The sequence below is a fragment of the Streptomyces sp. NPDC005423 genome (assembly GCF_040606415.1).
Lineage (GTDB): Bacteria > Actinomycetota > Actinomycetes > Streptomycetales > Streptomycetaceae > Streptomyces.
In genome coordinates this window covers 1-13363 of the sequence record NZ_JBEXET010000064.1, presented here as the reverse complement: position 1 = coordinate 13363, position 13363 = coordinate 1, and the positions used below count along the sequence as shown (strand labels likewise).

Here is a 13363-nt window from a genome sequence, read left to right as displayed (position 1 = left end):
TTGTGACCATGTCCAACACTCCCATGGCAGCGAACCCCCTCACCCGGGCCGTACTGGAGATCGACGAGTACGCCGCCGGCCTCGGCTGGGACCAGCCCGCTCGCCTCTTCGCCCTGGTCGACACCGCGCGTCTGCGGGCCCAGGAACCCTCTCTCGCGGCCCAGCTGGGCCTGAAGGAAGAGTCCGGGCCCACCGGTCTCACGCCGGTCGAACAGGAGGAGATCCCGGCCGGCAAACCGCTCGACGACTTCCTCGCCACCATCGCGTGGCCCGACGCCGTGGTCGGCTGCGCGCTCACCGTGGAGCGGCTGATGCTCCCGCCGTCCGCCGAGGCGGCCGTCCCCGACGGGCTGAACGACAAGCAGCTCACCAAGTGGGTCGCCCAGCACCCGGACCGCCAGGAGGTGCGGATGACGGTCGCGGTCCTGCGCGACGGCAGCCGCGACTCGGCCCTGCGGCTGCGCGAGAAGGACTCCCCCGCGGAGGTCCTCACCGGCGGCAAACTGGTCCCGGGCCTCGCGGAGGCCCTGTCGGCCACCTTCGAAGACTGACCCCGACCGGACCCGCCCTTCTTCTACGTCGACGGGGGCGCCCCTCGTGCCTGGGGCGCCCCCGTCGACGTACCGGTGCGAAGTCGTCAGCCCTTGGTGGTGCACTTCGGCAGGTCGGCGGTCCTGCCGCCGCTGATCAGCTTGAGGGCGCCGATCGCGTCGTCGATCGTCTTCACCTTGACGAGCGTCAGGCCTCCGGGGGTGTCCTTGGCGGCGGCCTCGCAGTTGTCGGCCGGGGTCAGGAAGTACTGGGCGCCCTTGTCCCGGGCGCCGACCGTCTTCATCTCGATACCGCCGATCGGGCCGACCTTGCCGTCGTCGTCGATCGTGCCGGTGCCGGCCACGAACTTGCCGCCGGTCAGGTCGCCCGGGGTGAGCTTGTCGTAGATGCCGAGCGCGAACATCAGACCCGCGCTCGGGCCTCCGACGTCGGCGAGCTTGATGTCGATGCTGAAGGGGAACGTGTGGTCGGTGCCGGCCGAGATCCCGACGATGGCGCGCTTCGCGCCGCTGTCGTCGGAGGCCGCGGTGGTGATCTTCACGTCCTTCGTGGCGGTCGCCGTCCTGTGCGCCTTCTCCGCTGCGGCCTGCTCCTTGACGGGCACCACCGTGAAGACGACGTCCTGGCCGGGCTTGTGCTTCGTCACCAGTCTCGCGACATCGGCGGGCTGCTTCACCGCCGTACCGTCGACCGCCTTGATCACGTCACCGGCGTGCAGCCTGCCCTCGGCCGGGGAGCTCTTGAGGACCGTCGAGACGATCACCCAGGACTTCACCGGCACACCCAGCTGGTCCAGGGCGGCGACCTTGGCGCTCTCCTGGGACTGGCTGAACTCCTCGGCGTTCTCCTGGGTGGACTGCTCCTCCGTGGTGCCCTCGGGGTAGAGCGTGTCGTGCGGGACGACCTTGCTGTCGTGTGCCAGCCAGCCGTAGACGGCCTCGACGAGGTTCATGTTGTAGTTGGCCCGCGTCACCCGGACGGTGGTCATGTTCAGATGACCGGTCGCCGGGTAGGTCTTGCGGCCCGCGATCTGCAGCACCGGCTCGCCGTCGTGGTCCCCGAGCGTGTTCACCGTCGGTCCCGGTGACATCTCCGCGTAGGGCACTGTGATGAACACTCCAGCGCACAGGAGCGCGATCAGCATCAGGGTGGAGGCGAGCATCGTCGCGGTGCGGCGTGGCATGGCATGACAGTACGGGACGCCTCTGTCAGCGCACCGTCAGGGCCGCGTTCCGCTCACATGCCGGAGTGGGACTTCTCCATGGCCTCGCGGAAGCGGGCATAACCGTCGAGTTCCGGCCCGTCCCCGCGCACTTTGCGGGTGCGGTTGGCCCAGGTGCCCCACAGACCTGCCCCGACCGCGGCCACGAGCGGAATCAGCAACCAGGCGAGTGCCGCCATCTCGACCTCCCGACCCTGGTGCGCGACCACAACTGACTGATCAGCAGATTAATCCTCCGCACTGACAACGCTCACGCCGGGGGTGTGGTTACGCAACCGGAGAACGGGCGGGCGCGGGCGGGGTGAGAAGGCGGTGAGTACGGGTCAGCAGGCGCCGACCCAGCCCTCGGTCCCGTCCGAGAACGACTGGTGCTTCCAGATCGGCACCTCGTGCTTGAGGTCGTCTATCAGCCTGCGGCACGCCTCGAAGGCCTCGCCCCGGTGCGGGCAGGACACCGCGACGACCACGGCGAGATCACCGACGGCGAGTTCCCCCACCCGGTGGACTGCGGCCAGCGCCCGCACCGGGTACTCCGCGGCGACCTTCTCGGCGATCCGCCGCAGCTCGTCCTCGGCGCTCGGATGGCACGAGTAGCCGAGCCCGTCGACGTCGGCGCCGCCGTCGTGGTTGCGCACGGTCCCCACGAACAGCGCGGTCCCTCCCGCGGCGTCGTCCCCGACCGCCCGGAACACCTCGTCCACGGAGAGCGCGGTCTCCCGGATCCCGATCAGCTTGACGGGATTCTGCGCGGCCAGTTCACCGGGGTGGTCGTTCGTGGATGCCATGACTCCATCGTGCCCCACCCCGCCGACAACCCGGCATGCCGCTTTCGTCAGGCACGCGCGCGTACCCGCGCCGGAGCCTCGTACGGACGCCGCACGCGCGCGTGGGAGCGCGTTCAGATGCGCCGCCGTGCCTTGCGCGCGCGGCGCACGACCGCCGCCGCGCCGAGCAGCGCCACCGTCGCGCCCGCCGCGCCCGCCGCCGTCGCGTCCTTGCGGCCCAGCCGCCGCCCGGCGACCGTGTGCCGTCCGGCGACCTCCGCCAGCAGCTCCGCGAGGACCTCCTCGTTGGTCCAGCGCGGGCGCCATCCCGCGTCGTACAGCCGGCTCCCGCTCACCACCCAGGGGTACATCGTGTAGGCCAGGTCACCCGCCGGAGAGGGGGTCAGCCCGATCCGGTGCAGCCGGGCCGCCGCGCCCAGCGCGACCGCGGACGGCAGCTCCATCCGCCGGATTCCGCTGAGCTCCTCGACCTCCTCCTGCTCCAGCCATCCCTCGCAACCGACGGCCAGTTCCCCTTCGACCGTCTCCAGGACGGCGTACTCCAGAGCGCTGCACAGGTCCTCTACGTGACAGAACTGCCAGGCGGGCCGGGACCCGGCCACCACCAGCAGCCGGGGCGACTCGAAGTACCTCGTCAGGGCCGTGTCGGTGCCGCCCACCAGCACGGCGGGGCGTACGACGGTGACGTTGAGCCCGGGGTGCGCGCGGGGTGCGCGCCGCCCGAGCCGCTCCACCTCCAGGAGGTCGCCGACGCCGGTCGCCTCGGCCGTGGCCCGCAGCTCGGCGTCCTCGGCGAGGGGCAGTTCGTTGTCCGGCAGCGCCCCGTAGACCATCGTCGAGGTGCACAGGACGACCCGGTGGACCCCGGCGGCCGCCGCCGCGGTCAGCACGGTCTGCGTCCCCCGCACGTTGTACGCCGTACGGGCGGCCGGGTCCGTCTCCAGGTCCAGGTCGAGCGCCAGGTGGACGACGGCGTCCGCGCCGCGCAGCTTCTCCGCGATGGCCGGATCCCGTACGTCGAGGATGTGCCACTGCGCCGCCGCGCACTCCCCGCGCCGCTCGTCGATCGCGATGACCTGCTTGATCTCCTCCGAGGCGGCGAGCCGCTCGGTGAGCAGGGCGCCCACGCCGGACGCGGCGCCGGTGACCGCGACGACGGGCCCGCGCACGGCGGGAGTGGTTGAGTGGTTTCGCGCTGCGCGAACCTGCGGATCTGGGGAACTCACCGGGCGTCTCCAGCGGTTGTCTTCAGTACGGGCGCGAGTGAGGCGTTCGTACCAGGTGGCGTCCATCCTGCCGCAGGACGACAGTCGGCGGAGCACCGAGGCCCGTACGGCCCCGGGTGTCTACGCTGGGTGGTGTTGTAGGGCAGTCCCGCCGTCGGCGACAACCGGCGGCCTAACCAGCCGAGGAATCCCGTGAGTGACACCCCATTCGGATTCGGCCTTCCGCCGGAGGAGCCGGAGAACGGCGACGAGGGCAAGAAGAAGGACCAGGAGAGCGGTGGTGGTCAGGGACCGGCCAACCCGTTCGGTTTCGGCGACCTGCCCGGCGCCGGAGGCTTTGGCGGCCCCGGCGCGGACAATCCGCTGGCCGCCATGTTCGGTTCCCTGAACCCCACCGATCTGGGCGCGGCGTTCCAGCAGCTGGGCCAGATGCTCTCCTACGAGGGCGGGCCGGTGAACTGGGACATGGCCAAGCAGATCGCCCGCCAGACGGTCTCCCAGGGCACGTCGGACGGCACGAAGGACGCGAGCGTCGGCCCCGCCGAGCGTGGCGCGGTCGAGGAGGCCGTACGGCTCGCCGATCTCTGGCTGGACGACGCGACGTCGCTGCCGTCCGGGGCCGGATCGGCGGTGGCGTGGAGCCGCGCGGAGTGGGTCGAGGCGACCCTGCCTGCCTGGAAGGAGCTGGTCGATCCGGTCGCCGAGCGGGTCGGCGCGGCCATGGGCGATGTCCTGCCGGAGGAGATGCAGGCTATGGCGGGCCCGCTGATCGGCATGATGCGCTCGATGGGCGGCGCCATGTTCGGCACCCAGATCGGGCAGGCCGTGGGCGTGCTCGCGGGCGAGGTCGTCGGCTCGACCGACATCGGCCTGCCGCTCGGACCGGTCGGCAAGGCGGCGCTGCTGCCGCTGAACGTCGAGGCGTTCGGCGAGGACCTGAGCGTCCCGCAGGAGGAGGTGCGGCTCTATCTCGCCCTGCGCGAGGCCGCCCACCAGCGTCTCTTCGCTCATGTGCCGTGGCTGCGCTCGCATCTGTTCGGCGCGGTCGACGGGTACGCGCGCGGCATCAAGGTCGACACCGCCAAGCTGGAGGACGTGGTCGGCCAGTTCGACCCGCAGAACCCGGAGCAGCTCCAGGACGCCCTTCAGCAGGGCATGTTCCAGCCGGAGGACACGCCGGAGCAGAAGGCCGCCCTGGCGCGGCTGGAGACGGCGCTGGCGCTCGTCGAGGGCTGGGTGGACGCGGTGGTGCACGCGGCCGCGAAACCGCGTCTGACCTCTGCTGACGCCCTGCGCGAGACGCTGCGCAGGCGCCGCGCCACCGGCGGTCCGGCCGAGCAGACCTTCGCCACACTGATCGGCCTGGAACTGCGTCCGCGCCGGCTGCGGGATGCCTCGCGGCTGTGGGCCTCGCTCACGGACGCTCGCGGCGTCGACGGCCGGGACGGGCTGTGGGCCCACCCGGACATGCTGCCGACCGCCACGGACCTGGACGACCCGGACGGTTTCGTCCACCGCGAGCAGCTCGACTTCTCCGAGCTGGACAAGATGCTCGGCGAGGCGGCGAGCGGCTCCGACGGCCCGCCCGACCTGACCAAGAACGACGCGAAGGACGACGGGAAGCGCCAGAAGAAGGGCGAGGGGAAGGACGAGGAAAAGGGCGACGGCGCCGAGTGAGCCTGTACGACGACGCGGTCCTCGTACTCAAGAACCACGGGGAACAGGAAGCGCTGCGCGGCGCCTACCTCGACCATCTCGCCGCCCACCCGGACGGCATGTGGAAGTCGTGCCACGCCGGGCATGTGACGGCGAGCGCCCTGGTGGTCGATCCCGAGCGCGGCCGGGTCCTGCTGACCCTGCACAAGAAGCTGCGGATGTGGCTCCAGATGGGCGGCCACTGCGAACCGCGGGACACCACCCTCGCGGCGGCGGCGCTGCGCGAGGCGACGGAGGAGTCCGGCATCACCGGCCTGTCGCTGCTTCCGGGCGGCCCGGTGCGGCTGGACCGGCATCCGATTCCGCCGCCCTGCCACTGGCACTTCGACGTCCAGTACGCGGCCGTGGCACCGTCCGGCGCCGTGCAACGGATCAGCGACGAGTCGCTCGACCTGCGCTGGTTCGACTACGACGAGGTGGCGGCCGTGGCGGACAAGTCGGTGGTACGCCTGCTGGAGGCGGCGCGCGCCCGGCTCTGAACGGGCCGCGGCAGGCTCCGCACGCGCAAGGGGCGCCCGCACTTGCGGGCGCCCCTTACGTCGGCTTACCGGGCGCTCAGCTCCAGGCGTTGCCCTGGTTCTGTGCGTGCACCCCTTGCTGCCCCATGCCGAACTGCGCGGCGACGCCCTGTCCGATCGCCGCGTGCTGCGGCGGCAGCAGCTCACTGGGCTGGACGAGGGCGTAGCCGCTGCCCATGAAGCTCAGCTCCCAGCCCTCACCCGTGTTGCCGCGCCGGCGCCAGACCCCGCTGGTGTGCGTCTGTGCCTGCATCTGCACCCGCAGACCCGTCGACCAGGCGACGATCGCGTCGGCGTCGCAGTTGACATACTTGTCGGGGGTGACCTGCATCATCAGGGGCGCGCCCGACGTCATCAGGGCGACCTGGCCGCGCCCGCTGATGTTGAGCTGGTACTTCCCCGAGCCGGAGATCCCGTACTGGCTGTCGACGGCGATGACCTCGTGGTGCAGCGAGGAGTCCATCGCCAGGACGTAGGCGCTGTCGACGGTCAGCCCCTCCTGTTCCACCTCGACCACATGGATGTGCTGGGCGAGGTTGGCGAGGAAGACGGTGCCCTGGCCGTGGCAGCGCATCAGGTTGAGGCCCTCGCCGGTGTAGGCGCGGGCGCGCTGCTGGTTGCCGCTCTGGTACTCGGCGTCGAACTCGACGAGCCCCTGGTAGGCGACCATGGTGCCCTTACGGGCGAGGATGTCGTCCTGGCCGGCCAGCAGGACGCGCAGCATCTGCTTGTTCTGCAGGCTGTAGCGGTCCTGGGACTGCGAGTCGTTGAAGGAGAAAAGCGGGCTCTGCATGGTGTGGTGTTCCCCCTCAGCCCCGGAACCGGAGGCGGTCGGTGCTGTCCTCGCTGGGCTGGACGACGACGATGCCCTGCCCGGAGAAGGCCATCTGGTAGGCCTCGCCGCTGCCGCGGCCGATCAGCGACTGCGCCTTGAAGCTGCGCTTGCCCTTCACCTTGAGGTTCGGGGACCAGGCGACGAGCGCGTCCGGGTCGACGTACGTCTCGTCATCGCCGCCGCCGCAGTCGACGACGATCGGCTTGCCCCGGGAGGTCAGCGCGACCCAGCCCTGGCCGGAGATCTTGGTGTTCCACAGGCCCTGCCCGGCGAACTTCGCCAGCCCCTTGACGCGCTCCACCCCCCAGGTCAGATGCGCGTCGAAGGCGAGCAGATTGGTGGCGTTGACGGAAATGCCGTCCCCGTTGAGGTTGATCACGACGACGTCCGCCCCGTAGTCGGCGAGGTAGAGCAGTCCGTCACCGGAGCACTTCATCAGCGGGGCGCCCTCACCGGTCATCCAGTCACGGGCGATCTGGCGGACGGCCGGCGGGTTGGGCTCGTACTGGACGAAGCCCTCGTAGGCGACCATCGAGCCCACGCGCGCGAAGAGGTCGCTGCCGGTCTGCATGGCGACCTTGAGCATGTTGTTGCCGTGGTTCTCCATGCGGGCGGTAACGGGTGCGGGAGCGTAGCCCGCGAGCGGCTGGTTCATGACGGGCTCCCTCAGACCTCGTACGGCTGGACGACGATGAAATTGCCGGGCGCGCCGCGGAACTGCAGGTTGACGCTCTCCCCGGTGTCGCCCGGATAGGCGTTGCGCCGCATCCGCACCTGGCTGGAGACGATCACCTGGGAGGCCGCCGACCAGGCGACGACCGCGTTGCAGTCGGCGAAGGTGGTCGGTGTGACCGGCAGGACGACGGGCTCGCCGTGCGTCTTGACGACGATCGTGCCGGTGCCCTGGAACTGCATCGTGAAAAGGGCTCCCCCGGGGATGCCGTGTCCTTCGACACGCCGGACCTCGTACTGGAGGGACTCGTCGAAGGCGAGGACGTTCTCGGCGGAGACGCAGATCGCGTCGCCCTGGAGTTCGACCGGGTGCAGATTGGTGGAGTTCTCGGCGAGAAACACCTGGCCCTGCCCGGTGCAGCGCATCAGCTGCATCTCCTGGCCGGTGGCGTTGCCCACGATCCGGCCCGCGAAGCCGGCTCCCTTGTAGCCGAAGTCGACCTTGCCCTGGTAGAGCACCATGCTGCCCTGGCGGGCCAGGACGGGCTGGCCACCGATGCCGAGGTCGACACGGACGAGCTTCTTGTTCTGCTGCGTCCAGCGCTGTCCGGTGGGCGTCTCCTTGAACTTCTGGAGCGCGGCCGACACTCCGGCGCCGCCCTGGGGCGAGCCCTGGGGCACCCCGTACCCGGCCGACTGGCCCGGGACCTGGCCGAACGCCGGCGGCTGCTGGCCGTACCCGGGCGGGGCGGGCGGCTGTCCGTAGCCCGGAGGCGGGGCCGGCTGGCCGTAACCGGGCGGTGGGCCCGGCGCGGGGGGTGCCGGTGGCTGCGGGTAGCCGGGCGGCGGAGGCGGCGCCTGCCCCGGGGCCTGCTGACCGTACGGAGGCTGGCCGAAGGGAGCGGGCGCGGGGGCCGGGGGCGGCACCGTGCCGGACCCGGGCGGGGTCAGGGGCGCGATGATCGTCGGCGCGGCGTGCACAGAGGGCGCCGGCGCGGGGGGCGGAGTGGCTCCCGGCGGGGTCGCAAACCCCTGGGACGCGGGCTGCGCGGGGGCGGGTGCCGGGGCCGCGGGGGCGCCGAAGGCGGGCGGGGCGAAGCCGAGGCCGGCACCCGCCTGCGGCTGCTGCGGAGCGGGGGTCTCCTCTTCGAGGACCTCGCCGCCGAAGTTCTTCAGCAGTGCCTCCAGTCCCCCGTCGAAGCCCTGCCCCACGGCCGCGAACCGCCAGACGTCCTTCAGGTAGAAGTCGCCGAGCATCACGGCCCGCTCGGTGGTGAACTCCGCACCAGTGAACGAGTAGCGGGCCACCTCCTCGCCACCCGCGACGATCCGCACGTACCCGGGGGCGATCTGCGACATCTGCCCGGCGCCGTCGAGCGTCGCGGTGAACGCCAGCTTGTGGATCTGCGGCGGGATCCGGTCGAGCGTGACCCGGAAGGACTCCGCGTCCCCCGCCTGCGGACCGAGCAGCTGGACGGACCCCTCGGGGGACTTCGGCTGGTTGAAGAAGATGAAGTAACGGTCGTCCGAGAGCCGCTCCTCGGCGTCCAGGCCGAAGCAACTGATGTCGAACGTCAGCCCGGGGCCGGTGATCTGCACGCCTACGTACAGATCGGTGCCCGCGGTGAGGTCACTGATCCTGGCCTTGTGGCCGCGTTGGAATTCCCTGGCCATGCGTAACGACCGTCCCCCATCCGGAATGCGATTGCGTCGCGCCAGGCTAACGGCAAACTCCGACACCGAAGGAAGTCGGTACAGACCCGGTACACAAACCCGTCCGGCGCCGGGCGCGGCCCTCGCGCGCGAGCCGTCACTCCTCGGCGACGCCCGGCGAATGGGGCAGCCGTTCGGCCGCGACCACCCCTTCGAGGTAGCCCTTGGCGCGCTCGGTCCGCGGATAAGTCTCCAGCAGCCGCCAAAAACGCGGCCCGTGTCCCGGCACGAGCAGGTGCGCCAGCTCGTGCAGGAGCACGTAGTCGACGACGTACTCCGGCATGCCCTGCAACCGGTGCGAGAGGCGGATGCTGCCCTCCGCGGGTGTGCACGAGCCCCAGCGGGTGTTCTGGTTGGTCACCCAGCGTACGGAGTCGGGGCGGGCCCGGCCGTCGAAGTACTGCGCCGAGAGCCGCTCGGCCCGCTCCGTCAGCTCGGTGTCGCCGAGGACCCGTTTGCTCTCCTGCGCGGCCAGCTTGTCGAGCATGACGGTGACCCAGCGCTGCTCCTCCGCCTCGGACATCCGGGCGGGGATGAGCACGATGGTGCGATCGCCCTCTCGATACGCGGAGACAGTCCTGCGCCGACGCGCACTCCTGCGAACTTCGATCGCACTCGCCACCGGGCCGCTGGGCGGCTGGCTCGTCGTACTGCGCTGTGGTTTTCCGGCGCGGTGCAGTGGGTCGGCGGGCACGCCCCGACGTTACCCGCTGCGCACACGTGAAGTCCCGACTCCGGGACGGTTCGGTGTCGATCCCCCACCATGCGCTGGATTCGTACGACGAATCCCCACAGCCTGTGGACAACTTTCGACGCCCACCGCCCCCGCCCGGCAAGCTGTCCCCGATGGCGGAGCGACCGCCGCTCCACCGACCACACGGAGACGTCCCGGCAAGGACGTTCCGACGACGTTGTTCCGAAGCGTTCTTCCAAGGGCTACGGGGGCCTGCGATGCATCCGATGGTGAAACCCGCGCTCCGGCGCGGCTGGCGCGACCTCAACACCGTGCAGTTCGGCATGACACCGGCGCACGCGATGACGCTGGGCCCGATGGACACCGCGACGGGCAGCTTCCTCGACCTGCTGAACGGCACCCGGGGGCTGCCGCTGCTGCGCCAGGAGGGCCCGCGCATGGATCTGCCCGGAGACCACGTCGACCAACTGGTGGCACGGCTGACCAACGCGGGCCTCCTCGACGACGCGAAAGGCGGCGGACCCGCGGCCGACGCCCTGCGCGCCAAGAAGGACACCCTCGACCGGCTGCGCCCGGACCTCGCGTCCCTCTCCCTCGTCACGGGCGAACCCGGGGAGGCCATGGGCCGCCTGGCGGCCCGCCGTACGCTGCGGGTGCAGGTACGGGGCGCGGGCCGGGTGGGCGCGGTACTCGCCGCGCTGCTGTCGGGGGCCGGCATCGGTGAGGTCGACATCCGTGACACGGGGTGCGTCGAACCGTGGGACGTGGCGCCGGGCGGCCTGCCCGTTGAAGCGATCGGCGACCGCAGGGACGACACCGCCCGTCGAGCCGTACGGCGGGCCACGCCGGACCGCCCGCCGCGCCGTACGCCCCGCACCAGGACCGACGAACCCGACCCGGGCTTCGCCCTCGTGATCATCGCCCCACGAGACGACGTCGCGGTCCACGCGCCCGACCCCGTCACCGCGGAACCCCTGATCGCCTCCGGCACCCCTCATCTGTACGCGGGTGTGGTGGAGGGCACAGGTGTCGTCGGCCCGCTCGTCCTGCCGGGCGAGACGGCCTGCGCGGGCTGTCTGCACGAGGCCCGCACCGACCGGGACCCTGTCTGGCCCCGGCTGGTCGCGCAGTGGCGCTCCGGGAAGCAGCCCCGGGTACGGCCCTGCGACCTGGCCCTCGCCACCACGGTCGCCGGACTGGCGGCGGCGCACGCACTCAGCTTCCTCGACGGACGGACACCGACCAGCGCGGGCGCACGCTGGGAGGTGGCGCTGCCCGCTCTGGACTGGCATGCGCGCCCGGTCGGGGCGCACTCGGCCTGCCCATGCGGGGCCGCGGAGAAAAGTACGGAGAAAGCCATGGGAGAACACATCTCAAAGGATGGGGAGCCACGCGCGACAATGGCTGAGGACCGGCCGTCGAGGAAGTCGCGTCGTAAGGCAGACTCGGCGCGGCCGGCCGGGACTTGGAGGGCGCATGTCTGATCTTCCCCGCAAGGCGGTCACCCGTACCGCCAAGCTCGCTGCGCTCCCGCTCGGATTCGCCGGGAGAGCGACCTGGGGGCTGGGCAAACGGATCGTCGGCGAGTCCGCTGACCTGGTCGGCCGCGAGCTCCAGCAGCGCACCGCCGAGCAACTGTTCAAGGTGCTCGGCGAGCTGAAGGGCGGCGCGATGAAGTTCGGGCAGGCCCTGTCCGTCTTCGAGTCGGCGCTGCCCGAGGAGGTCGCAGGCCCCTACCGCGCGGCACTGACGAAGCTCCAGGAAGCGGCACCGCCGATGCCGACGCGCACCATGCACGGTGTGCTTGAGGAGCGGCTCGGCGCGGACTGGCGCGAGCTGTTCCTGAAGTTCGACGACAAGCCCGCGGCGGCGGCCTCGATCGGCCAGGTGCACCGGGCCGTGTGGCACGACGGCCGCGAAGTGGCGGTCAAGGTCCAGTACCCGGGCGCGGGCGAGGCCCTCCTCTCCGACCTGACCCAGCTGAGCCGGTTCGCGCGCCTCCTGGGCCCCCTCATCCCCGGGATGGACATCAAGCCCCTCATCACCGAACTCCGCGACCGGGTCTCCGAGGAGCTCGACTACGGCCTGGAGGCAGAGGCCCAGGGGGTCCACGCCGAGGAGTTCGCCGACGACCCGGACGTCGTGGTGCCCGCGGTGGTCCACCAGTGTGAACAGATCCTGGTCACCGAGTGGATCGACGGCGTTCCCCTGTCCGAGGTGATCGCCGACGGCACCCAGGAGCAGCGCGACCGGGCAGGCCAACTGCTGGCCCGCTTCCTCTTCTCCGGCCCGGCCCGCACCGGCCTCCTCCACGCCGACCCGCACCCCGGCAACTTCCGCCTGCTGCCGCCCGACCCGGACGGCAAGGGCGACTGGCGCCTGGGCGTCCTGGACTTCGGCACCGTCGACCGGCTCCCGGGCGGCCTGCCCACCCCCATCGGCGACTCCCTCCGCATGACCCTCGACGGCGACGCCGAAGGGGTCTACGACCTCCTCCGCACGGAGGGCTTCGTCAGGGAGTCGATAGAGCTCGACCCCGACGCCGTCCTCGACTACCTCGTGCCGATCATCGAACCGGCCCAGCTCGACGAGTTCACCTTCACCCGCGGCTGGATGCGCAGCCAGGCCGCCCGGGTCGCCGATCCCCGCTCCCCCGCCCACCAACTCGGCAAGCAGCTCAACCTGCCCCCCGCGTACCTCCTGATACACCGAGTGACATTGAGCACAATCGGTGTCCTGTGTCAGCTGGGGGCGACGGTACGACTGCGCGGGGAACTGGAGGAGTGGCTGCCAGGCTTCGGCGAGGAGCCGGAGGAGGCTGCGGCGGGGGCTTGAGGGGGCAGGCAGGTCAGGCGGTAAGGCGGGGTGAGGCAGCTTGGGGTGAGCGGGGCCAGGCGCGGGCGGGGTGTAGGCGGGGAGCCGGGGTGGCCTTGGGGCTGGCTTCGGTGAGCGGGGTGGGGTGCAGTGGGGTGGGGTGGGGTGGGCCTGAGCTGGCTGCAGCTCGGGAAGTAGGGGTGGGAGGGGGGAGGGGGCGGGGGGGGAGGGGCCCCAGTGACGCGACCTCACCACCAAGTCGGGTCCAACCGCCCCTCGATCGCCCGCAAGTTCTCCCGCGAGCAGTTGTCGCAGAGGTAGTGGCGGGTCCCGTTCTCCATAGAGCAGGTCCAGGTGGGCTGTGGGTCTTCGGCCCGGGTGCCGCAGCGGGCGCACGTGAGGGGCCGCCGCTCTGCGGCGGAGGCGCTGTCGTCACAGCCTTCGGGAAGACTCGTCACCTGGCGACGATAACTCCGCGCCGTACCGATCGGCGGACACAACGCACCGCGGGGGTCGGTCCGTTCGGCGCCCTCGGCCCGGCCCGCCGCCGGCCTCTCGGCCTACCTCGTCGACCCCGACGGCGCGTCGGCGCCCGTACTGCTCGCCGCCGAAACGC

At 71.4% G+C, this 13363-nt stretch carries 14 protein-coding genes; 5 read left to right on the top strand and 9 right to left on the bottom strand.

The features are described from left to right. Nucleotides 1-8 precede the first annotated feature (8 nt). Nucleotides 9-551 (top strand): PPA1309 family protein, encoded by a 543-nt coding sequence (locus tag ABZT12_RS36400; protein ID WP_356393206.1) that lies wholly within the window; start codon nucleotides 9-11, stop codon nucleotides 549-551. An 86-nt stretch (nucleotides 552-637) separates the two neighbouring features. Here the strand turns inward: ABZT12_RS36400 and ABZT12_RS36395 are convergent, their stop codons facing one another. From ABZT12_RS36395 to ABZT12_RS36380, 4 genes are all read right to left on the bottom strand, one after another. Beyond that, nucleotides 638-1735 carry a PDZ domain-containing protein gene (locus tag ABZT12_RS36395; protein WP_356393203.1) on the bottom strand — a complete coding sequence of 366 codons (1098 nt, stop codon included), beginning with the start codon at nucleotides 1733-1735 and terminating at the stop codon, nucleotides 638-640. Nucleotides 1736-1788: 53 nt separating this feature from the next. Beyond that, nucleotides 1789-1953 (bottom strand): hypothetical protein, encoded by a 165-nt coding sequence (locus ABZT12_RS36390; protein ID WP_356393200.1) that lies wholly within the window; start codon nucleotides 1951-1953, stop codon nucleotides 1789-1791. A gap of 144 nt (nucleotides 1954-2097) precedes the next feature. Further along, on the bottom strand, nucleotides 2098-2559 hold the full coding sequence (locus ABZT12_RS36385) for a molybdenum cofactor biosynthesis protein MoaE (RefSeq protein WP_356393197.1): 462 nt from the start codon (nucleotides 2557-2559) through the stop codon (nucleotides 2098-2100). Between the two features lie 113 nt (nucleotides 2560-2672). Further along, nucleotides 2673-3785: an SDR family oxidoreductase gene (locus ABZT12_RS36380; RefSeq protein WP_356393194.1), complete on the bottom strand. Its 1113-nt coding sequence runs from the start codon at nucleotides 3783-3785 to the stop codon at nucleotides 2673-2675. Between the two features lie 192 nt (nucleotides 3786-3977). Here ABZT12_RS36380 and ABZT12_RS36375 point away from each other — a divergent pair, with 192 nt between their 5' ends. Then, nucleotides 3978-5462, top strand: a complete 1485-nt coding sequence (locus ABZT12_RS36375) for a zinc-dependent metalloprotease (RefSeq protein WP_356393192.1) — start codon at nucleotides 3978-3980, stop codon at nucleotides 5460-5462. Next, nucleotides 5459-5980 carry an NUDIX hydrolase gene (locus tag ABZT12_RS36370; protein ID WP_356393190.1) on the top strand — a complete coding sequence of 174 codons (522 nt, stop codon included), beginning with the start codon at nucleotides 5459-5461 and terminating at the stop codon, nucleotides 5978-5980. Before ABZT12_RS36375 ends, ABZT12_RS36370 begins: the two co-directional genes overlap by 4 nt. A gap of 76 nt (nucleotides 5981-6056) precedes the next feature. Here ABZT12_RS36370 and ABZT12_RS36365 read toward each other — a convergent pair whose 3' ends face one another. The 4 genes from ABZT12_RS36365 to ABZT12_RS36350 form a co-directional block, all read right to left on the bottom strand. Then, entirely contained in the window at nucleotides 6057-6812 is a 756-nt protein-coding gene (locus ABZT12_RS36365; protein ID WP_356393187.1) for an AIM24 family protein, read from the bottom strand. Nucleotides 6813-6828: 16 nt separating this feature from the next. After that, nucleotides 6829-7509 carry an AIM24 family protein gene (locus ABZT12_RS36360; RefSeq protein ID WP_356393184.1) on the bottom strand — a complete coding sequence of 227 codons (681 nt, stop codon included), beginning with the start codon at nucleotides 7507-7509 and terminating at the stop codon, nucleotides 6829-6831. 11 nt (nucleotides 7510-7520) lie between these two features. Further along, a complete protein-coding gene (locus tag ABZT12_RS36355; protein ID WP_356393181.1) occupies nucleotides 7521-9200 on the bottom strand; it encodes a TerD family protein in 1680 nt (559 codons plus the stop codon). Between the two features lie 136 nt (nucleotides 9201-9336). After that, nucleotides 9337-9933 carry a M48 family metallopeptidase gene (locus ABZT12_RS36350; RefSeq protein ID WP_356393178.1) on the bottom strand — a complete coding sequence of 199 codons (597 nt, stop codon included), beginning with the start codon at nucleotides 9931-9933 and terminating at the stop codon, nucleotides 9337-9339. Nucleotides 9934-10190: 257 nt separating this feature from the next. Between ABZT12_RS36350 and ABZT12_RS36345 the strand changes: the two genes are divergently transcribed. Next, a complete protein-coding gene (locus tag ABZT12_RS36345; RefSeq protein ID WP_356393175.1) occupies nucleotides 10191-11417 on the top strand; it encodes a TOMM precursor leader peptide-binding protein in 1227 nt (408 codons plus the stop codon). Continuing rightward, nucleotides 11410-12768, top strand: coding sequence for an AarF/ABC1/UbiB kinase family protein (locus ABZT12_RS36340; protein ID WP_356393172.1), 1359 nt, complete (start codon nucleotides 11410-11412; stop codon nucleotides 12766-12768). Before ABZT12_RS36345 ends, ABZT12_RS36340 begins: the two co-directional genes overlap by 8 nt. 227 nt (nucleotides 12769-12995) lie before the next feature. Here ABZT12_RS36340 and ABZT12_RS36335 read toward each other — a convergent pair whose 3' ends face one another. Continuing rightward, nucleotides 12996-13205 carry a hypothetical protein gene (locus ABZT12_RS36335; RefSeq protein WP_356393169.1) on the bottom strand — a complete coding sequence of 70 codons (210 nt, stop codon included), beginning with the start codon at nucleotides 13203-13205 and terminating at the stop codon, nucleotides 12996-12998. Nucleotides 13206-13363: the final 158 nt, after the last annotated feature.